The 19,170-nt window shown below is 67.2% G+C and carries 15 protein-coding genes; 5 read left to right on the top strand and 10 right to left on the bottom strand.

What is annotated here, in order from left to right; genetic code table 11:
• Positions 1-34: 34 nt before the first annotated feature.
• The 3 genes from purQ to purC all read right to left on the bottom strand — a co-directional run bounded on the left by purQ (position 35) and on the right by purC (position 2,231).
• The gene (gene purQ, locus IEW24_RS09620; protein WP_188577884.1) at positions 35-733 is read right to left on the bottom strand and encodes a phosphoribosylformylglycinamidine synthase subunit PurQ; all 699 of its coding nucleotides are present in this window, start codon (positions 731-733) and stop codon (positions 35-37) included.
• Positions 734-968: 235 nt separating this feature from the next.
• Positions 969-1,211, bottom strand: coding sequence for a phosphoribosylformylglycinamidine synthase subunit PurS (gene purS, locus IEW24_RS09615; protein WP_188577882.1), 243 nt, complete (start codon positions 1,209-1,211; stop codon positions 969-971).
• Positions 1,212-1,436: 225 nt separating this feature from the next.
• The gene (purC, locus tag IEW24_RS09610) at positions 1,437-2,231 is read right to left on the bottom strand and encodes a phosphoribosylaminoimidazolesuccinocarboxamide synthase (protein ID WP_188577880.1); all 795 of its coding nucleotides are present in this window, start codon (positions 2,229-2,231) and stop codon (positions 1,437-1,439) included.
• Between the two features lie 253 nt (positions 2,232-2,484).
• Between purC and IEW24_RS09605 the strand changes: the two genes are divergently transcribed.
• From IEW24_RS09605 to IEW24_RS09595, 3 genes are all read left to right on the top strand, one after another.
• On the top strand, positions 2,485-2,808 hold the full coding sequence (locus IEW24_RS09605; RefSeq protein WP_188577877.1) for a DUF1476 domain-containing protein: 324 nt from the start codon (positions 2,485-2,487) through the stop codon (positions 2,806-2,808).
• A 118-nt stretch (positions 2,809-2,926) separates the two neighbouring features.
• On the top strand, positions 2,927-3,277 hold the full coding sequence (locus tag IEW24_RS09600) for a hypothetical protein (protein WP_188577875.1): 351 nt from the start codon (positions 2,927-2,929) through the stop codon (positions 3,275-3,277).
• Positions 3,278-3,418: 141 nt separating this feature from the next.
• Positions 3,419-4,114, top strand: coding sequence for an MgtC/SapB family protein (locus IEW24_RS09595; protein WP_188577873.1), 696 nt, complete (start codon positions 3,419-3,421; stop codon positions 4,112-4,114).
• Between the two features lie 72 nt (positions 4,115-4,186).
• Here the strand turns inward: IEW24_RS09595 and rpsD are convergent, their stop codons facing one another.
• The 3 genes from rpsD to murI all read right to left on the bottom strand — a co-directional run bounded on the left by rpsD (position 4,187) and on the right by murI (position 7,296).
• A complete protein-coding gene (gene rpsD, locus IEW24_RS09590; protein ID WP_188577870.1) occupies positions 4,187-4,804 on the bottom strand; it encodes a 30S ribosomal protein S4 in 618 nt (205 codons plus the stop codon).
• Between the two features lie 268 nt (positions 4,805-5,072).
• Positions 5,073-6,284 carry a lytic murein transglycosylase gene (locus IEW24_RS09585; protein WP_188577868.1) on the bottom strand — a complete coding sequence of 404 codons (1,212 nt, stop codon included), beginning with the start codon at positions 6,282-6,284 and terminating at the stop codon, positions 5,073-5,075.
• Positions 6,285-6,426: 142 nt separating this feature from the next.
• Positions 6,427-7,296 carry a glutamate racemase gene (gene murI, locus IEW24_RS09580; RefSeq protein WP_188577866.1) on the bottom strand — a complete coding sequence of 290 codons (870 nt, stop codon included), beginning with the start codon at positions 7,294-7,296 and terminating at the stop codon, positions 6,427-6,429.
• A 152-nt stretch (positions 7,297-7,448) separates the two neighbouring features.
• Between murI and IEW24_RS09575 the strand changes: the two genes are divergently transcribed.
• Complete coding sequence (locus IEW24_RS09575) at positions 7,449-8,837, top strand: hypothetical protein (protein WP_188577865.1); 1,389 nt, start codon at positions 7,449-7,451, stop codon at positions 8,835-8,837.
• Positions 8,838-8,845: 8 nt separating this feature from the next.
• Here the strand turns inward: IEW24_RS09575 and IEW24_RS09570 are convergent, their stop codons facing one another.
• Entirely contained in the window at positions 8,846-10,060 is a 1,215-nt protein-coding gene (locus tag IEW24_RS09570) for a glycosyltransferase family 2 protein (RefSeq protein WP_188577864.1), read from the bottom strand.
• Positions 10,057-10,377 (bottom strand): 2Fe-2S iron-sulfur cluster-binding protein, encoded by a 321-nt coding sequence (locus tag IEW24_RS09565; RefSeq protein WP_188577861.1) that lies wholly within the window; start codon positions 10,375-10,377, stop codon positions 10,057-10,059. Before IEW24_RS09565 ends, IEW24_RS09570 begins: the two co-directional genes overlap by 4 nt.
• A 289-nt stretch (positions 10,378-10,666) precedes the next feature.
• On the opposite strand from IEW24_RS09565, the gene IEW24_RS09560 reads away from it, so the two are divergent.
• Positions 10,667-17,440 carry an apolipoprotein A-IV repeat region-like domain-containing protein gene (locus tag IEW24_RS09560; protein ID WP_188577859.1) on the top strand — a complete coding sequence of 2,258 codons (6,774 nt, stop codon included), beginning with the start codon at positions 10,667-10,669 and terminating at the stop codon, positions 17,438-17,440.
• A 169-nt stretch (positions 17,441-17,609) separates the two neighbouring features.
• Here the strand turns inward: IEW24_RS09560 and IEW24_RS09555 are convergent, their stop codons facing one another.
• Positions 17,610-18,236: an ABC-type transport auxiliary lipoprotein family protein gene (locus tag IEW24_RS09555; protein WP_188577856.1), complete on the bottom strand. Its 627-nt coding sequence runs from the start codon at positions 18,234-18,236 to the stop codon at positions 17,610-17,612.
• Between the two features lie 7 nt (positions 18,237-18,243).
• On the bottom strand, positions 18,244-19,167 hold the full coding sequence (locus IEW24_RS09550; protein WP_188577854.1) for an MlaD family protein: 924 nt from the start codon (positions 19,165-19,167) through the stop codon (positions 18,244-18,246).
• Positions 19,168-19,170: the final 3 nt, after the last annotated feature.

The raw sequence follows: 19,170 nt of genomic DNA, 5'->3' as shown, positions 1-19,170 counted from the left end.
GGGATGATGCCGTGCGCGTATCAGCGCGGCGGCTTCACGCAGCCTTCAGGGCGCCGACGATGCTCTCGAACAGGCCGCGTCCGTCCACGGTGCCCACGACCGGGTCCACATGGTTTTCCGGATGCGGCATCATGCCGAGCACGTTCAGCTTTTCGGAATAGATGCCGGCGATGCCGTTGATGGCGCCGTTCGGGCCGTCGGTCTCGTCGATATGGCCATCGGCGCGGGCATAGCGGAACGCCACCCGGCCCTCGCCTTCCAGCACCTGGATGGTGGCCGGATCGGCTGTGTAGTTACCCTCGCCATGGGCCACCGGAATGCGCAGCAGGTCGCCCTTGCGATAGGACTTGGTGAAGGCCGTGTCGGCGCGCTCCACGCGGAGGAACACCTCGCGGCAGACGAAGCGCAGCTTGGCGTTGCGCACCAGCACGCCCGGCAGCAGGCCCGCCTCGCACAGGATCTGGAAGCCGTTGCAGATGCCCAGCACCATGCCGCCGCGGGCCGCATGGGCGCGCACCGCATCCATGATGTTGGCGCGGGCGGCGATGGCGCCGCAGCGCAGATAGTCGCCATAGGAGAAGCCGCCGGGCAGCACGACGAGGTCGGTCCCCTGCGGCAGTTCCGTATCGGCGTGCCAGACGACCTTGGGCTCCTGGCCGGAGACGAGGCGCAGCGCACGGGCGACATCGCCTTCGCGGTTGGAGCCGGGGAAGAGGAGGACGGCTGCTTTCATGGGCTCTCAGCGGGTATCCGCGCGGGTCTCGGCGAGGTGTCCGTTTCCGGTCTCCAGGCCAACCCGCGAGCGTTGCAGGGGTGACGCGACATCAAAAGAGAGACGGGTGCATGGCACAGGCGGTTCGCGTGGAACAGGGGCCGGCGTGCAACGCTGCCCTGCACCCATCCCCATGGAAATCATCCAGGGGGACGCCATGCGCCCGTCCGGGTCGTTCTGAGACGACCCCATCCTATCACTCGGCGAACTCGACCCGGTAGGTCTCGATCACAGTGTTGGCCAGCAGCTTGTCGCACGCTTCCTTGAGCGCGCCTTCGGCCGCGGCCTTGTCGTTGCCGGCCAGTTCGACGTCGAACACCTTGCCCTGCCGGACACTCTGCACACCGGCAACGCCCAGCGAACGCAGGGCGCCCTCGATGGCCTTGCCCTGCGGATCGAGGACGGCGGATTTCAGCGTGACGATGACGCGCGCTTTCATGGGGAGGCTCACTCACACTCGCGGGCTGATCGGGCCGGCGGGCACCATGCCGCCTTAAGCCTTCAGGACCGCAGATCGTCAGGACCGGATGGCGCCCGGCACCGGGCACGCACACGGCAAAGCTCAAAAAGGCACCGCTCAACGGAAAGCGGGGGCCTCACGGCCCCCGCCCCTAGCATCTGCCTCGGCACGGCTCAAGCCAAACGGCTCGCCGGACCGCACACTTCACTTCACAAGGGCCGGGCCCTTGGTCTGATTCGGTTCGTTGTCGGTCAGGATGCCGAGCCGGCGCGCAACTTCGGAATAGGCCTCCACGAGGCCGCCCATGTCGCGACGGAAACGATCCTTGTCCAGCTTGTCGTTGGACTTGATGTCCCACAGACGGCAGGAATCGGGGCTGATCTCGTCAGCGACCACGATCCGCATCATGTCGTTTTCCCACAGCCGGCCGCACTCCATCTTGAAGTCGACCAGGCGGATGCCGACGCCGAGGAACAGGCCGGAGAGGAAATCATTCACCCGGATGGCCAGGGCGATGATGTCGTCGATCTCCTGGGTGGTGGCCCAGCCGAAGGCGGTCACGTGCTCCTCAGAGACCAGCGGGTCGTTGAGGGCATCGTTCTTGTAATAGAATTCGATGATCGAACGCGGGAGCGCGGTGCCTTCCTCGATGCCGAGGCGGGTGGCCAGCGATCCGGCGGCGACATTGCGCACCACGATCTCGAGCGGAATGATCTCCACTTCGCGGATCAACTGCTCGCGCATGTTGAGGCGGCGGATGAAGTGAGTCGGCACGCCGATCTCGTTCAACCGCTGGAAGATGTATTCCGAGATCCGGTTGTTCAGCACACCTTTGCCGTCGATGACATCGTGCTTCTTGGCGTTGAAAGCGGTGGCGTCATCCTTGAAATGCTGGATGAGGGTGCCAGGCTCAGGACCTTCATAGAGGACCTTGGCCTTGCCTTCGTAAATGCGACGGCGACGGCTCATTGGGGTGTACCGTGGGTTGAGGAAGTCCATAATTTGCCAAGGCTCCGTTCGAGTGACGCTCCTCGGCGGGGTGCTTCCGTGCCATGTTCGCAGTACAGGAACACCCCACAGGACACTAGCCCATCACCGGCCCCGTTACAACGCATGCCACGCGCGCGCCGGGCGCAGGCCGCAACGCTGCCGTTGATCTAGGGGAACCACACCTATATTCAAGGTGCGACCAAAAGGTGCTCCTCAGTAGCATCAAGTGAAACGTCACGAAAACGTCAACATGAGGGCTGTCATGACCACCTTCGACAAGCGTGAGGATGGCTTTGAGGCGCAATTCGCGCACGACGAGCAGCTCCGCTTTCGCGCCTTGGCCCGCCGCAACAAGGTTCTGGGCCTCTGGGCGGCCGAGAAGCTGGGGCTGACGGGCGCCGATGCTGAGGCTTACGCCAAGGACGTTGTCGTCGCCGATCTCGAGGAGCAGGGCGAGGAAGATGTCTTCCGCAAGCTTCGCGGGGATCTCGATGCCAAGGGCGCGGAAGTTTCCGATCACCAGATTCGCCGCAACATGGCGGATATGCTCACGCAGGCCATGAAGGACATCGCCTCCGGCTCCTGAACGACGTGACGCAAGCTTCGTGCAGCGTTCATGTGTCTTGCTGTCGCGGGAACAAATGCCCGCGACAGGGGATCCTGTCGGCGGGTCCGGTTCGGCGCGGCGATCGCGGAGCGATGTGATGAAGACACTTTGGGGTGTGGCCCTGGCCGCATTGGTTCTTGGAGCAGGTCCATCGCTGGCTGCCGACTTCAACCGGCCGGCCTATGCGCCACGCGTCAAGGCGCCGACCTGCGCGCAGGGATGCCAGCAGCCTTCCGTGGTGGTGCAGCAGCCGCAGCAGCAGGCGATCATCGTGCAGGCGCCCCCGCCTGTGCCGGTGGCGCCTGAAATCATCATTGCCCCGCCGACCGCGCCGCTGGTCTATGCCGCGCCCGGCCCGGTGCTCTTCTATCCCCAGCCGCCGCGCTATTACGGCCCGCCGCCGATTCCCGGCCCGATCTCCGGCGGCGTGCAGCTCTGGAACTGGTGATCGCCGCCAGAGCATTACGAATCCAGTGCAAAACGGTCGCGCCCAAGGCGCGGCCGTTTTTGTTTGCCGTACATTGACCGCCACCGCGCCGCCCAAGCATCCTGCAGCCGCCGCCACCCGAGGGCGGTGACGAGGACCATCATGCCACTGCACGCGGACTGGGCGGACATCGCCCTGCGACTCACCTGCGCCTTCGCCGCCAGCCTCATCATCGGCCTCGACCGCGAACTGCATGAGCGCGCCGCCGGCATGCGCACCACCATCCTGGTGTGCCTTGCCGCCTGCTTCTCCATGATCTGCGCCAACCTGCTGCTGTCGCAGACCGGCAAGGAGCCCGGCTCCTTCGTGCAGCTCGACGTGATGCGGCTGCCCCTCGGCATTCTCACGGGCATGGGCTTCATCGGCGCCGGCGCCATCATGCGCCGCGACGACGGATTCGTGCTCGGCGTGACCACGGCCGCAACGCTCTGGTTCGTCACCGTCATGGGGCTGTGCTTCGGCGCCGGCCTCTATCTGCTCGGCGGCTGCGCCTTCGGACTGGCATTCATCACGCTATGGCTGCTCAAGCGGGTGGAACACCACATCCAACACGATCGGGAGGCTCGGCTCGTGGTGATTCTCGGGCGTGAGGGGCCGAGTGAAGAGGAGCTGCGCCGCCTGCTCGCCCATCCGCCCTTCCGCATCCGGCGAATGGCGATGCGGCTGGAGCCGGACAGTGGCCGGCGGGAATTGCGCTACGATCTTCGCTACTCGGCGGGCGTCGGCGCCCCGCCCCCGGCGCTGGTTGCAGATCTGGCGGGTCGGCGCGGTGTCGAGCAGGTGGACTGGGAATTCTGAAGCCGCACATCCGAGCCCGGAATCAAAAAGGCCGCCCCGAAGGGCGGCCTTGAAGACTGAAGCAGCGTGCGATCAGCGCGAATAGAACTCGACCACCAGGTTCGGTTCCATCTGCACCGGATACGGCACTTCATTGAGCTCCGGCACGCGCACGAACTTGGCGGTCATGCGGCTGTGGTCGGTCTCGATGTAGTCCGGCACGTCGCGCTCGCCGAGCTGCACGGCTTCGAGCACCAGCGTCATCTGCTTGGAGGCTTCCTTCACCTCGATCACGTCACCGACCTTCACCAGGTAGGACGCGATGTTGACGCGGCGACCGTTCACCTTGACGTGGCCGTGGTTCACGAACTGACGGGCCGCGAAGATGGTGGGCACGAACTTGGCGCGGTACACGACCGCGTCGAGACGACGCTCCAGCAGGCCGATCAGGTTGGCGCCGGTGTCGCCCTTGAGGCGGGAAGCCTCGACGTACACGGCATGGAACTGCTTCTCGCCGATGGAGCCGTAGTAGCCCTTCAGCTTCTGCTTGGCGCGCAGCTGGACGCCGAAGTCCGACAGCTTGCCCTTGCGGCGCTGGCCGTGCTGGCCGGGGCCGTACTCACGACGATTCACCGGGCTCTTGGCGCGACCCCAGATGTTCTCGCCCATGCGGCGATCGATCTTGTGCTTCGCCGAAATGCGCTTGCTCATAAACGCTGATCCTTATTGGACATATGTTTTAAGATGGATCGCGCCCCTCCTCTGCGGCCTGCACGGCACTGGTAAAACCAGTGCCAACACCTGCCGCTGACAGGTCCCGTCAGCGCGCTGCCTTCGGGTCCACGGGTGCGTGAAACGCCTCGCGGGCCGGCAAACCGACCCACGAGAAGTGGCGGCTAATAACCGCGATGCCTCGATCTGTCAAATGCAAATACCCGCAAAGCGAGCCGGGGCGCGACTTTGCGCCCGTTTTCGCGGGTCAGCGGCCGCGCAGGGCGGTCAGCACCGCAAGGCCGGGATAGCCGTCCGCTGGATTGATCCCCGCCCGCTGCTGGAAGGCCCGCACCGCTCGCATGGTGTCATTGCCCACGCGCCCGTCCGTGCCACCGGTGTCGAGGCCCATGCGGGTCAGGCGCTGCTGGATTTCCTGCAGCTCGGCGATGGTCAGGGTCCGCTCGCCGCCCGGCCACGGGGTCTGGAGCGGTCCCTCCCCCATGACCCGGTCGCCCAGATGCACCACGGCCAGCGCATAATTGGACGAGGGATTGTAGGAGCGCACCGCATAGAAATTGTGGAGCAGCAGCAGAGCGGGGCCACCTGCCCCGCCGGGCATCCACAGCCGCGCCCGCTCGTCATAGCTGGCCAGCGAGCGGCCATCGAGCGTAGTGATGCCCATGCCGCCCCAGGCGGAGAGCGGACGCCACGTCTTGTTGTCGGCGAGAGAGGCATCGAAGCCCGCGGGCACCCGCCCCTCGAATCCCCACGGCTCGCCGGCACGGTACTTGCCGCGCTTCACCAGATAATTTGCGGTGCCGGCGAGCGCGTCGTCCGGCTTGCCGAAGGGCGAGATGCGGCCATTGCCGTCATAGTCCACGCCCATGTTCAGCCAGACTTCCGGCATCCATTGGGTGTGCCCCATGGCACCGGCCCAGGAACCCACCATGTCCTGCGGCGTGCTCCAGCCGCGCTGGACGATCACCAGCGCGTTGAGCAGTTCGGTTTCCCAGTATTTGCGTCGGCGTGGCTCGCCCCACGCCAGAGCCGCCAGCGAGTTGAACACCGGCTTCATGTGCTTGGGATTCTCGACCACGTCGCCGAAAGCCGATTCCATGCCCCAATAGCCGAGCATCACCGAGCGATCGACGCCGAAGTCCTTCTCGATCCGGCTGAACAGCGTCGCATATTCCGCCGCCCGCTTGCGTCCGGTGGTGATGCGCCAGTCCGAGACGCGACGATTGAGATACTGCCAGGTTTCTTCCACGAACTCGGGCTGGGCGCTGTCCTGCGCATAGACGCTGGTGTCCGGCCGCACGGTGGCGAACACGCGCGTATAGACCTCATCCGAAATGCCGCGCGCCCGCGCCCGTGCCCGGAACGTCTCCACCCATTTGGCGAAGGGCTGCGCCGCCTTCTGGGCCTGCGCCATGGAGGGGAAAAGCCCGGTCAGGGCTCCACCTGCCAGGGCACCCATCAGGCTTCGTCGGTCAAGCTCAAGCGCCACGCTGGCCTCGCATATTCGGGGCTTCCGTCAGGCGACCACGCTCAGTGATTCCGCCCCGTGCCGCAACCCGCCCTGCCCGAGCGGCAGGATCACATGCCCGTTGGGGTGCCCTTCAGGAGGCCCGCGCCAGCGGCGGGGCAATCACTTCCGGCGTGCGGGTCTGGCGGCCGAGGATATGGCCGATCATGCCCGCGTCCAGCGGATGGGCCGTGGATACGACACGCACCGGCTTGGGGCTGGAGGCGAAGGCGGTCGGTCCCATCAGCGAGGCCACGCGGCGGGCGATGGCGGGAGCCGGGTCGATGAAGGACACGGGCCACGGCGCGATCGCCCGCAGGCGTTCCACCACCAGAGGATAATGGGTGCAGGCCAGCACGATGGTGTCGGTGCGCCCCTTGGGGGTCTTCACGAAACAGGGGCCGACTTCGGCCCACAGATCCGCGTCGGACACTTCGCCGCCGCGCATGATGGTCTCGGCATATCCGGCAAGGCGCTCGCTGGGTACCAGCGTCACCGTGCAGGAGCCCGCGAATTCACGCACCAGCCCCGCCGTATAGTCGCGCCGGACCGTGCCGGGCGTGGCGAGCACGCTCACCTGCTTGGTCACGGAAGCCGCGCAGGCGGGCTTGATGGCCGGAACGGTGCCGACGAAGGGAATGGCATGGTCGGTGCGCAACGCGGGCAGGGCCAGCGTGGAGATGGTGTTGCAGGCGATCACCGCCAGATCCGGCCGGGTCGCCGCGATCAGGGTCGTCATCACCTCGCGGACACGGGCCAGCATCACCGTGTCGCTGAGTGCGCCATAGGGGAAAGCCGCATCATCCGCCGCATAGACGAAATACGCATCCGGTCGCACCTTGGCGACCTCGCGACACACCGAAAGGCCACCGAGGCCGCTGTCGAAGACGAGTATGGTGGGTGCTTGCATGGGAATGGACGGCACGGCAGCAAATCTCTGAGCCGGAGCAGTGATATCGGCCATGGCTTATCCTCTTGAGCCCCGGCAGCATTGTGGCTGGCTTCGGGTAAAAGAAGGATGAGTCACACCCCTCCCCATTCCTTCTTTTTGCCGGGGAACGACCAGATCGCGACAGTGTTGTTTCCGGTCCGTTAGGAGGCATCAGGTACCAGACGATGATGGATGCTCGGCCTGCTGTTTCCTCGGCTGCGATCACCCCGCCGCGTACCCTCGTGCTCGTGGCGGCCGGCGTGATCGCAACCGGCCTTCTTCTCCTCCCTGCCCTCGCGAACGGCTTTCCGTTCCTGTTCTACGACACCGGCGGCTATATCGAAGCCGGCGTGGACCATGTGGTGAAGCCCGGCCGCTCCATCATCTATGGCTTGCTGCTGCAACTCGGCAGCAAGCCGGCCTACTGGCCGGTGGCCGCCATCCAGTGCGCGCTATGCGTCTGGGTGCTGGGGTTGCTGCTTCGCGCACACGGGCTCGGAGGGCGGCCGCTGCTTCTGATCGGCCTTGCCGCTCTGCTCTCCGGCGCGACTGCCTTGCCATTCGTGGCCGGCGAGCTCATGCCGGACGTGTTCGCCGGGCTGGTCGGCCTCGCTCTCTATCTGCTGCTCTGGCGACGGAGCGATCTGCGGCCCCTTGAGGCTGTGGGACTTGCTTTGCTCATCGCCATCGGCTGTGCCAGCCACGGTTCGGTTCTGGCCATCGCCTTGCTTGGCATTGCAGCCGCCGTGACCGCTGCCGCCTTCGCGCCCGCGCTCCGGTCCGGTCTCCACATGTCACTGCCCGTCTCGGCCGTTGCGCTTGCCATCCTGCTGCCGCCGGTCGCCAACCTTCTCACCGCCGGACGCTTCGCGACCACACCCGGCGGCACCGCCTTCGTGTTCGGCCGCATGCTGGAAGATGGGCTCGTCGCCCGTTATCTGGACGACCATTGCCCAGCCGCCGCCCTGAAGCTCTGCGCCCTGCGCAGCCGCCTGCCTGATCTCGCCGACGATTTCCTCTGGGATGACGATGAGGTGTTCGAGGCCATCGGCGGCTTTTCGGGCGGAGCCGCCGAGATGCGCCATGTGGTTCTGGGCGGTCTTGCCGCCTATCCGCTGGACAATCTGGTCCTCGCCGTGCGGGCGACACTGAAGCAGCTGGTGCGGATGGAAACCGGCGACATGATGGACGAGACGCTCTGGCACAGCACCTACCAGATCCGCACCACCCAGCCTGCGGCGCGGGTCGCACTGCGGACCGCGCGTCAGCAGCAGGTGCCCTCCATCGACTTCGATCGCTTGAGCCTCGTGCATGTCCCCGTGGGGCTGGCCGCATCGCTCGGGGTGCTGTTGCTGGCCGGCGCGGCGGGCCTGACGGGTCGGCGCGAATGGCTGCTGCTCGCGGGCAGCGTCGGCTTCGTGTTGCTGGCGAACGCAGCGATCTGCGGCGCACTCTCGAACCCGCACGACCGATACCAGTCCCGCATCGTCTGGATCGCGGTCGTGGTGGTGTTCATCGCCGGTGCGCGGCTGCTCGATCATTATCGGGCCGGCGCGCTGCCGGCCCGCATCTAGACGTCCGTTCAGCGCTTGAACGGCATCTCCACCACGCTGGCGAGGAAGGCGGTCAAGGCCAGCTGGATGGCCGCCACCAGCGCGGTCAGGCCGAGGATCAGCACCCGCATGGTGTAGCCGAACGTCAGATCACCAAAGCCCGTGGCCGCCCAGCTGGAAAACGCCCAGATCTGGAAGCCGACACCGAAGATGGCCAGCACCAGCGCCGCGCGCAGCACCCATTCCAGACTGAAGGAGTGCAGCACCCGTTCCAGATCCTCCGACGCCGGCAGGAATCCCAATAGCGCGCCATATCGTCGGGCGACAACGCCGAAGGACATGGCCTGCACGCCCACCAGCACGGTCATGGCGGCGACCAGGAAGGTGTGAATGTCGAGCCTGATGCCGCCGAACAGCTTCAGCGGTCCGGGAAAGAGCGCGGCAAGGCCGACCGTTCCCAGAAGCACCAGCGCAAGGCCGGGATAGAAGAACAGCCAGCGCGGGCTGTAGACCAGCAGGAAGCGCAGGTGCCGCCAGCCATCCCGCCAGGTCTTCAGATGCGGCGGACGGGAGCGGCCATCCTTCTTGAGGGTCGTGGGCACCTCGGTGATGTCGAGGCCTGCGATGGAGGCGCGCACCACCATTTCGCTGGCGAACTCCATGCCGGAGGTCTCCAGCCGCAGGCCGCGCACCGCCTGGGTGTTGAAACCACGCAGGCCGCAGTGGAAGTCGCCCACATTGATCTTGAAGAACAGGCGGCCGAGATAGGACAGGACCGGATTGCCCAGATAGCGATGCAGGAAGGGCATGGCGCCGGGGCCGATACCGCCCTGGAAGCGGTTGCCCATCACGATGTCCTTGCCCTCGCGCAGCTTCGACACGAAGGCGTCGAGCTGGGAGAAATCATAGCTGTCGTCGGCGTCGCCCATGATGATGTAGCGGCCGCGGGCAGCGGCGATGCCGCCCTTCAGCGCCGCGCCATACCCGCGCTCCGGCACCGGCACCACGCGGGCACCGCCGGCGGTGGCGATGGCCTGCGAACCGTCGGTGGAGCCGTTGTCGGCGATCAGCACCTCGCCCGAAATGCCGCTGCGGGCGAGATAGGCCATGGCCTTGTCCACGCAGACACCGAGCGTCTCAGCTTCATTCAGGCACGGCATGAGGATGGTGAGTTCCACCGCCTCCCCTGCCCCAGCGCTCTCGCTGAAGCGTTCGTCGGCGTGGGCGCGAGCTTGCTGCGTCATCCCTGTCGCTCCGGCGTATGCAGGATCAGGCCATCCAGCCCGTCCGAGATCTTGATCTGGCAAGACAACCGCGAGTTGGGCCGGACATCGGACGCAAAGTCCAGCATATCTTCTTCCATTGAGGAAGGTTCCCCAACCTGCACGCGCCACGCCTCGTCCACATATACATGGCAGGTTGCACAGGCGCAGGCGCCGCCGCAATCACCATCGATGCCCGGCACGTTGTTGCGCACCGCAACCTCCATGGCCGTGGCGCCGGCCTGGGCGTTAACCGTACGGCTCTCGCCCTCGAAGCTGATGAAAGTAATCGCAGGCATGAACAGGCTCTTGGATCAAGAAACACAAAGGCCCGAAACGTCAGGCTTGCCCGGCATATAGCGGCATCGGCGGGGCAAGGCCAGAGCACCCGCTGGGCGATGTTAACGATATCTTCATCCTGTCGGCACGGGCAGTTCCAATCGCACAGGCGCACACGTTAAGATCAGTTAAGATATTCCGTCGTCTGTGTGCCTCGCCTTACGCTCGAAGCACCAGACGTCGGACAACGCAGTTCCGGGGACGGCGAGACAGAATTCTCGCCAAACTGGTGGCAGAGGCGACGGCGACATGAAGAGCCCGAAGAAAATTCAGGATCCCACGGAGGCCGCCCTCTCGGCGATCCAGGAGGCGCTGACGCTTCAGCTCGATGCCGCCGATCAGGCCTCGCCTCCCCCGCCGCCACAGCAGCAGACGCCACAGCCGCAGGTTGAGGAGCCGGCCGCGGCTTCGCCGCCGCCCCAGAACGGCCGGGCCGCCCCGCGCCGCCGCATGGAGGTGGCCGAGCGCCGCGCCGCCAATGACGACCGCCAGACCATGGGCCATTTGCTGTCGGCCCTGCAGCGCCGCTCCTCCTCCGCCCCCTACTGGTGGGCGCTGATCGGCTCGCTGGTGTGGATCGCCATCGGCGTCTCGCTGGCGCTCGCCACCCAGCGCAGCGCGTTCGCCGAAATCCCGTCCGTCGAGAGCCTGCTGAACTCCCCGGCCCTGCTGGTCATCCTCGCCGGCATCATCCTGCCCCCCATCGCCTTCTTCGGCAGCGCCGGCGTGATCCGCCGCACCCGCGATCTCCAGCTCATCGCCCGGTCCATGACCGAAGTCGCCCTGCGTCTCGCCCAGCCGGAGGCCATCGGCACCGAGGCGGTGGTGTCGGTCGGCCAGGCCGTGCGCCGCGAGGTCGCCGCCATGGGTGACGGTGTTGATCGCACCATTGCCCGCGCCGCCGAACTTGAGACCGTCGTGCGCAACGAGGTGTCCATTCTCGAGCGCGCCTATGAGGACAACGAGCTGCGCATTCGCAACCTCATCGAGGAACTGCAGGCTGAGCGCCAGAATATCCTGATCCATTCCGAGCGCCTGCGCGAAGGCATCGTGGATGCCGACAAGCTGCTCTCCACGGACGTCATGGAGGCGAGCGAGCGCATGAGCGCGTCCGTCGCCACCGCCTCCGACCGCATCGCCGCCATCTTCCAGGAGCGCGGCGACCACATCACCGACGCCCTCACCCGCGTCGGCGAGAGCATGATCGAGAGCATCAACGCGAAGGGCACGGAGCTGATCGACCGGCTCCAGCTCGCCGGCAGCGAGATCCGCAACGATCTGACCCGCTCCAGCGACATCGTCAGCACTTCGCTGAAGACCCGCACCGAGGAACTGGCCACCAACCTCACCGCCTCCACCAGCGAGGTCTCCGACCTCGTGGCGCGTTGGGCCGAGGAAGTGCGCGGCAATGCGGACGTCACCCGCAACACCCTCGTGCAGGCCCTCGTCGAGAGCAGCGCCCTCGTCCATGACGAGATGACCGTGCGCGCCAGCGACGTGAACAACGCCTTCCGCACTGCCGCCGAGACGGTGGTGTTCGAATTCTCCAACCGCGGCGGCGAGTTCCTGCGCAAGGTGCAGGACGCCGGCGAGCAGATCGCCGAGACGATCTCCCTGCGCGGCGGCGACATCGCTGACCGCATCGAGATGACCGGCACGCGCATCCATGAGGATGTCACCGTGCGCGGCGAGGCCCTCCAGCAGCAACTGTCCGAGACCGCCGAGCGTCTCGTGGACAGCCTCGACCGCACCGGCGGCGCCGTCACCGACGTGCTGGCGCAGAAGGGCGATGAGATCGCCCAGGCCCTCACCCAGACCACCGCCGAAATCGGCGAGCGCTTCGACAACATCGCCGGCGACGTGGGCAATGCCCTCGGCTCGCAGGGCGAGAAGTTCAACGATGCCTTCCGCCTGCATGCCGACCAACTGGTCGCCTCGCTCGGCGGCAATGGCGAGGCGCTGGAGCACATGCTCACCAGCCGCCTCGGCGCCATCGACGAACTCGTCACCGTGCGCGGCATGGCTCTGGCCGAGCGTATCGGCCAGGACAGTGGCGCTGTCGCCAAGGCCATCGAGGACGGCCTCGCCGGCTTCGACAACACCATCCGCGTCCAGGGCCCCGAGCTGGCGGACAGCATCTCGGCCCGCATCGAGGCCATCAGCGAGACCCTGCAGGGCACCATCACCCAGCTCGACGAGCGCATCGACGCCACCAGCGAAGGTGTCGCCAGCATGCTGGACAGCCGCCTCGCCCGCATCGAGGAAGTGCTGGAGAGCCGCAGCCTCGGCCTGACCGAGATGATCGAGGGCCGCACCGAGTCCCTCACCCGCGCCATGACCGAGGGCACGCGCACCGCCACCGACGCTCTCGACCAGACCACGGACGCCCTTGCCTCCGCCATGGACGGGCGCCTCGCCCGCATGGAGCAGGTGCTCGGCATCAGCACCGACGCCCTGACCCAGACCCTCGACAGCCGCACCGACGCCTTCAACCTCGCCGTGACCGAAGGTGCCCAGCAGGTGCAGGACGCCTTCGCGCAGACCAGCGAGGCTGTCGCCAACGCCATCGCCGACCGCCTCGGCCGCATCGAGCAGGTGCTGGACGAGCGCGCCGTCAGCCTCACCGAGACGCTGGAAGCCCGCGCCGGCGACTTCACCCGCGTAGTGACCGAGACCACCCGCGACGCCAACGCCGCCTTCGAGCAGACCGGCGAGACGGTGGCTGCGAGCATCCAGGAGCGCCTCGCTTATATCGAGCAGGTGCTGGGCGAGCGCGCCGACAGCCTTGCCGAGCGCGCCCTCAACGCCACCGCGGCCTTCGAACAGACCAGCGAGACCATCGCCAGCGCCATCCAGGAGCGCCTTGCCCATATCGAGCAGGCTCTGGACGAGCGCGCCGTCAGCTTCGCCGAAAGCGCCCGGACCTCGACCTCTGCCTTCCAGCAGACGGGCGAGACCATCGCTGCCGCCATTCAGGACCGTCTCGCCTATATCGAGCAGGTGCTGGGCGAGCGTGCCGACAGCCTTGCCGAGCGTGCCCTGAACGCCACCACAGCCTTTGAGCAGACCAGCGAGACCATCGCCACGGCCATCCAGGAACGCCTCGCTCATGTCGAGCAGGCGCTGGATGAGCGCGCCGTCAGCTTCGCCGAAAGCGCCCGGACCTCGACCTCCGCGTTCGAGCAGACCGGCGAGACCATTGCCGCCGCCATCCAGGAGCGCCTTGCCCATATCGAGCAGGTGCTGGACGAGCGCGCCTTCAGCCTCACCGAGACGCTGGAGGCCCGCACCGGCGACTTCAGCCGCATCGTCACCGAAAGCACCCAGAACGCCGCCACGTCGTTCGAGCAGACCGGCGAGACCGTCGCCATCGCCATCCAGGAGCGGCTGGCCCGCGTGGAGCAGGTGCTGGAGCAGAGCACGACTGGCCTCACCACCACGCTGGAAGGCCGCGCGGAAGAGTTCGCCCGCGCCGTCGCCGACTCCAGCCGCGAGGCCAACGCTGCCTTCGAGCAGACCAGCCACCGTGTGGCGAGCGCCATCGAGGACCGCCTCGCCCATGTGGAGCGCGTGCTCAACGAGCGTACCAGCGGCCTGACCGGCACGCTGGAAGGCCGGGCGGAAGAATTCGCCCGCGCCGTGGAGGCCAGCAGCCGCGAGGCCAATGCGGCCTTCGCCCAGACCAGCGATGCGGTCGCCGCCGCCATCGGTGAGCGTCTCGGCCAGATCGAAGCGGTTCTGGAAGAGCGCACCAGCCGCCTCACCGGCACGCTGGACGGCCGCGCGGAAGAATTCGCCCGTGCCGTGGAGGCCAGCAGCCGTGAGGCCAATGCGGCCTTCGTCCAGACCAGCGACGCGGTTGCCGCCGCCATCGGTGAGCGTCTCGGCCATATCGAGCAGGTGCTCGACCAGCGCTCGCGCAGCCTGACCGACACGCTCGAAGCCCGGACCGGCGAGTTCAGCCGCATCGTCACCGAGAGCACCACAACCGCCAGCCAGTCCTTCGAGCTGACCGGCGAGAGCGTCACTGCCGCCATCGGCCATCGTTTGCAGCAGATCGAGCTCATGCTCGACCAGCGGACCCAGACGCTCACCGTCACTCTGGACAACCGCGCCGGCGAATTCTCCCGCGTCGTGTCGGAAGGCACCCGTATCGCCAGCGAAGCCTTCGCCCAGACCTCGGAAGCCGTCACCATCACCCTCGACCAGCGCCTCGGCTGCATCGAGCAGACGCTGGAGCAGCGGACCCAGAGCATCACCGAGACACTTGCCAACCGCACGGTGGATCTGGCCCGCGCCATCACCGAAGGCTCGCAGTCGGTGTCGCAGGCCCTCGACACCTCCATCGAGACCCTGGACGGCTTCTTCGCCGAGCGCGGCAAGTCGCTGGGCGACATGATCGTGCAGCGTGCCGAGGGCGTCACCAGCACCATCAGCAGCCGCACCCACGACATCGCCAATATCCTCGACGGTCGCGTGGATCGCATCGAGAACCTCGTCACCGGCCGCCTCGAGGGCATCACCGCCCTCATCGAGGAACGCGGCGTGGCCGTGGCCGACACCCTCGTCGGCCGCGTGGAAGGCGTGACCTCGCTGCTGCGCGACGAAGCCGGCGGCGTTGAGCAGAGCCTCGCCAGCCTCGCCGACAATGTGGGCCGCGCCCTCTCCGCGCAGGCGGAAGGCGTCGCCGCCACCCTGCGCACCAGCGCGGGCCAGGTGGAGTTCAGCCTCTCCAGCCTGTCGGAGAATGTCGGCCGCTCGCTGGGCAGCCAGGCCGAGCAGGTGGCCAGCACCCTGCAGGCCAGCGCCGGTCAGGTGGAGCAGAGCCTCGGCAGCCTCGCCCAGAATGTGGGCCAGTCGCTCAGCACGCAGGCAGACAGCGTCTCGGGCGCCCTGAACGGCAGCGCCCAGAGCATCGGCCAGAGCCTGGACGATCTGGCCGCCAAGGTGGGCCGTTCGCTCACCGTGCAGGCCGAGCAGGCCTCCAGCGCCCTGCGCTCCGGCGCGGGCGAGGTGGAGGAGCGCCTCGGCGCCCTCACCCAGGCGGTCGGCCAGACCATGACCGCCCATGCCGATGACATGACCGCCAAGCTGAATGCGCGGCTGTCCGAGATCATCGCCGTGTTCGACGACAAGAACGGCACCTTCCTCGGCTCGCTGGAGACCACCAGCCAGCGCGCGGTGGCGGAGATTTCCGCCGCCAACCGCCAGCTGCGCGGCGACATCCAGGCGATCCTCGACCGCCTGTCCGCCACCAACGGCGCGTTCGAGAGCGCCATGGGCGGCGTGCTTCAGAACCTCGGCACCTTCGAAGGCGGCTTCGCGGAGAAGGTCAACACGCTGCGCGCCAGCGTGGACGGCATCAATATGTCCGCGGACAGCACGGTGTCGCGCCTCGACAGCCAGCTCCAGAGCCTGGAGCGCGTGACGCTGGGAACGCTGCAGGAGATCGCCGGCCTGACCGACCGCTTCGAGACGCAGAGCCAGCTCGTGCTCCGCGCCTCCGAGACGCTGGGCCAGACCCACGATCAGGTGGACGCCACCCTCTCCACCCGCCGCGCGGCGATGGAAGAGCTGAGCGCCACGCTCACCGCCCGTGTCGAGGAGCTGGAAGCCGGCCTCCAGTCCTTCCAGCAGACCGTCGGCAGCACGCTTTCGAGCGCGCAGGATCGTACCCGTCAGATCGCCACCGTTGTGGCCGATGCGACGGCGGCATCCGCCAAGGCCATCGACGGCCAGCACAATGCCCTGCGCACTGCTGCCGAGACGGAGCGTGCCCGCCTCACCGAGACGCTGAAGGCCAATTACGACACGGCCCTCACCGACGTGAACCGCCTGTTCGAGGAAAGCGGTCGCCGCTTCACGGATGTGGCCCGCCAGCTCAAGAGCGCGGCCAACGACGTGCAGCAGTCCGTGGAACTCGCCCGCGAGGAAATGAAGCGCGGCATCCTCGAACTGCCGAACGAGACAGAGGCGAGCGCCGCCACCATGCGCCGCGCCGTTGCTGAGCAGATCAAGGCGCTGGCCGAGCTGAACGAGATCGTCGCCCGCCAGGGTCAGGCGCTCGACGTGGTCGGTAGCGGCAATCGCGTGCTCAACCGCCCTGCGGCGCCCGTGGCGCGTGACGTGTCTCCCCGGGACAATCCGTCCCGCGAGGCAACCGTCGCCCGCGTCGAGCGTACCGAACCGGCGCGCACCGAACCGACCCAGCGTGCCGAGCGCACGGAGCACACGACTCCGCGTGGCCCGTCCCTGCCCCCGGTGCATGTGCCCGCCGCGGCACCGCAGGTGCGCGAAGCCCCGACGCAGGCCAAGCCCGCCCAGCCGGCCGCCCGTGACGCTGCGCCCGCGCCCCGTCCGCAGCCGCCGGCGGTGCCGGAGGGCCTGCGCCGTCCCATCGCCCGCCGTCCGGAGCCTGTCGAGCAGCCGGTGAGTCAGATCCGCGCGCCCGAGCGCACCTCCCCGCCGCGTACGGAAGTGCGCAGCGAGGCCCGCACCGAGGCGCGGACGGAGACCCGTCCGGCCAACCGCCCCGCCCCGGCTCCCGCCCGCGAGGGTGAAGGCCGCAACGGCTGGCTGTCCGACCTGCTTGCCCGCGCTTCCGGCGAGGGTGAGGAAACCCGCCCGGAGACCACGCAGCGGACCCAGACGCAGACCCGCACCCAGCGTCCCCATCACCACATGATCGAGTCGCTGGACTCGCTCGCGGTGGACATCGCCCGCATGATCGACCATGAGGCGGCGGTGGAGCTGTGGGAGCGCTACAAGCGGGGCGAGCGCAATGTCTTCACCCGCCGGCTCTACACCATGCAGGGCCAGCAGGCCTTCGAGGAGCTGCGCCGCAAGTACCGCACCGACAGCGAGTTCCACGAGACCGTGGATCGCTACATCGCCGAGTTCGATCGCCTGCTGGATCAGGTGGCGGCCGACGACCGGGGCAATGTGCTGACGAAGACCTATCTCACCTCGGACACGGGCAAGGTCTACACCATGCTCGCCCACGCCGCCGGCCGCTTCGAATGAGGCGAACGGCCTGAGGGATCGGGATGAACGGCGCGGCTTCGGCCGCGCCGTTTTCGTTTGGGGGGTGGATGCCCCGATGCAGGAGCGAGGCTCGATTGCGGGGCCGTCAAACGAAAAAGGCCCGCCGGAACGCTCGGCGGGCCTCTTCACATTCGAAATTGAGCGGCGATCAGCCCTGCGCGGCGGACGCCCAGCGCACCAGTTCGATCAGCACCTGATTGCTGGCCTGATCCAGCGCCGAGGTGGCGCTGGTGCTGCTCACGCTGGCGAGCGGCACGCGGGCGGAGAAGATGCGCGCCGCGAGGATCTTGCCGCTGGCCGAGCCGATCAGCTTGGCGGAGATCTCCACCACCGCGAAGGTGCCCTCGGGCAGAACCTTCACGCCGAAGCTGCGGATGTCCATATTGAGCTGATAGTCGCCGGCAACGCCATCGCCGGGGCGGGCGACGCGGCGCAGCTTGCTGCCGTTCTCGAACGCCTGCACCGTGCGCGCCTGCAACAGCGAGGACAGCTTGTCGCTCCACTGGGCGTCCGGCAGATAGGTGATCTGGCCCGGGGCCGGCTCCACCACGATCTTCTCGGAATCCAGTACCGCCAGCGCGGTGGGGGAGACGACGACCAGTTGGCCGTTGCTGCCGCCACGTGCGGTAAAGCCGGTGGGCGCCGACAGATCGAAGGTGGGCACCGGCGCCGAGGCGCACCCCGCCAGCGTCAGGGCGATCATCGCCGCCACCACCATCCGGCCGTGGCCCATACCGGTACGCCGCGCCATGCCGGCCTCTGCGTTACGCATCATCGACCCATCATCGCCTGTTATATTCGGGGATGGAACTGCCGCCGAAGATGAACTGGCGCGGATTCCGCTCCAGATTGCGGAAGACCCGCTCGATCTCGGACAACGTCCTGCGGCCGTCAGCGGCCAGCGACTCATACTGGCGCAGGCCCGGCCCGGTGAATTTCGAAATCTGGTCGGTCAGCAGCTGTGTGCGCTGATCCAGATTGTCCGCCAGCTTGCGCACGGAGGTCGCCGCTTCCGCGGCCTGCGCCAGAACGCCGTCCTTGTCGCCGGAGGCCTTCTGCAGGTTCACCACCACCACATCGAGCTTCTGGGCCAGATCGTTGAGCTGACGGACGAGCTTGGCGCCATCATCCACCAGCACGCCCACTTCCTCGGAGCGGCTGGACAGGCTCTCGCTGAACTTCTCCACATTGGCGACGATCTGCGACACCTGCTTGGGGTCGACGGCCTCAACGACGGCGTTGATCTTGGCCGCGATGCCCTGAGCGGTCTGGATCAGGCCCTGCATGCCCGAGCCGCCCTGCGCTTCGATGCGGGGAATACCGTTGGGACCGGGCGGCAGCTGAGGTGCCTGCGCCGAGCCGCCGGTGATGCTCACGGCGACGATGCCGGTGATGCCCTGCGATTCGAGGGTGGCGCGAGCGTCGGACAGGATCGGTACGTCATTGCGCACACCGATGCGCACCAGCACTTCGTCCGGCGCATTGGGCACCAGCCCGAGCTTTGTCACCTGCCCGACCGGAATGCCGTTGAAGAGCACGGCATTGCCCTCGCGCAGGCCGCTGACGGAGCCCTCGTAGAGCACCTCATAGACCTTGCGCTTGTCGCTGTCCTTCGGACCGGCGAACCAGTAGACGAACACGAATGCGGCGGCGATCACTGCGACGGTGAAGATGCCGATGACGGTGTAATTGGCCCGGGTTTCCATGCC

It is taken from the genome of Azorhizobium oxalatiphilum (assembly GCF_014635325.1).
GTDB lineage: Bacteria > Pseudomonadota > Alphaproteobacteria > Rhizobiales > Xanthobacteraceae > Azorhizobium > Azorhizobium oxalatiphilum.
This window is presented reverse-complemented; position numbering and strand designations above follow the sequence as displayed.

Excerpts from the sequence above, each read along its gene's own strand:
- purQ (WP_188577884.1), bottom strand. The coding sequence starts at position 733 with ATGAAAGCAGCCGTCCTCCTCTTCCCCGGCTCCAACCGCGAAGGCGAT.
- purS (WP_188577882.1), bottom strand. The coding sequence starts at position 1,211 with ATGAAAGCGCGCGTCATCGTCACGCTGAAATCCGCCGTCCTCGATCCG.
- purC (WP_188577880.1), bottom strand. The coding sequence starts at position 2,231 with ATGGACTTCCTCAACCCACGGTACACCCCAATGAGCCGTCGCCGTCGC.
- IEW24_RS09605 (WP_188577877.1), top strand. The coding sequence starts at position 2,485 with ATGACCACCTTCGACAAGCGTGAGGATGGCTTTGAGGCGCAATTCGCG.
- IEW24_RS09600 (WP_188577875.1), top strand. The coding sequence starts at position 2,927 with ATGAAGACACTTTGGGGTGTGGCCCTGGCCGCATTGGTTCTTGGAGCA.
- IEW24_RS09595 (WP_188577873.1), top strand. The coding sequence starts at position 3,419 with ATGCCACTGCACGCGGACTGGGCGGACATCGCCCTGCGACTCACCTGC.
- rpsD (WP_188577870.1), bottom strand. The coding sequence starts at position 4,804 with ATGAGCAAGCGCATTTCGGCGAAGCACAAGATCGATCGCCGCATGGGC.
- IEW24_RS09585 (WP_188577868.1), bottom strand. The coding sequence starts at position 6,284 with ATGGGTGCCCTGGCAGGTGGAGCCCTGACCGGGCTTTTCCCCTCCATG.
- murI (WP_188577866.1), bottom strand. The coding sequence starts at position 7,296 with ATGGCCGATATCACTGCTCCGGCTCAGAGATTTGCTGCCGTGCCGTCC.
- IEW24_RS09575 (WP_188577865.1), top strand. The coding sequence starts at position 7,449 with ATGATGGATGCTCGGCCTGCTGTTTCCTCGGCTGCGATCACCCCGCCG.
- IEW24_RS09570 (WP_188577864.1), bottom strand. The coding sequence starts at position 10,060 with ATGACGCAGCAAGCTCGCGCCCACGCCGACGAACGCTTCAGCGAGAGC.
- IEW24_RS09565 (WP_188577861.1), bottom strand. The coding sequence starts at position 10,377 with ATGCCTGCGATTACTTTCATCAGCTTCGAGGGCGAGAGCCGTACGGTT.
- IEW24_RS09560 (WP_188577859.1), top strand. The coding sequence starts at position 10,667 with ATGAAGAGCCCGAAGAAAATTCAGGATCCCACGGAGGCCGCCCTCTCG.
- IEW24_RS09555 (WP_188577856.1), bottom strand. The coding sequence starts at position 18,236 with ATGATGCGTAACGCAGAGGCCGGCATGGCGCGGCGTACCGGTATGGGC.
- IEW24_RS09550 (WP_188577854.1), bottom strand. The coding sequence starts at position 19,167 with ATGGAAACCCGGGCCAATTACACCGTCATCGGCATCTTCACCGTCGCA.